The 543-nt window shown below is 61.7% G+C and carries 1 protein-coding gene; it reads left to right on the top strand.

Features of this window, described 5'->3' with window-relative positions; genetic code table 11:
- A partial coding sequence (locus AACY49_RS30220; RefSeq protein ID WP_339527914.1) for a hypothetical protein occupies window positions 1-447 on the top strand: 447 nt, incomplete at its 5' end.
- Window positions 448-543: the final 96 nt, after the last annotated feature.

Genomic DNA, 543 nt, shown 5'->3' with positions numbered 1-543 from the left:
GCCCCCGTTCTAAAAACGACTGCGGCCTGGCTGCTAGAGGGCAAAGGGCAGCCAACCCTAGCTGACGGAGAGACTGTGCGCCTTGTCGGGTATGTCGGCGCCGGAGCAGAGGCGCACTGCTATGCCGTCGCACAAGGCGACTTAGATGAGATTCCCGCCCCGGCTGGCGCGACAGCACATACCGTTGCCGTCGAGATCAGAGGGGAAAGCCTGGGCCCGCTCTTTGATCGGTGGCTCGTTTTCTACGATGACGTGCGACGCCCGGTCACGCAGGACCTGTACGGGAGACTTTGCGTAGTCGGGCTGCCAGACGACCGGATCCTGATTAAAAAACTTAGACCGGGAACCGCCAAGGGGAAGTACCGCCTCCTGTCAGCGACCGAACCGCCGATAGAGAACGGCGAGGTGGATTGGGCCGCGCCAGTCAAGATCATGGTGCCACGCTGAGGGCGACGCTTGCGGCAGCGGTTGCGTGCGCGATTCTTTTACCTGGCGCGGCAGGGCAACCAGTAACAAATCTCTCTCGCCTGAGTGATTTGTCCC

It is taken from the genome of Pseudomonas sp. EL_65y_Pfl2_R96, assembly GCF_963970905.1.
Classification (GTDB): Bacteria; Pseudomonadota; Gammaproteobacteria; order Pseudomonadales; family Pseudomonadaceae; genus Aquipseudomonas.
The sequence above is the reverse complement of the archived record's forward strand: the minus strand, read 5'-3'. Positions and strand labels throughout refer to the sequence as shown.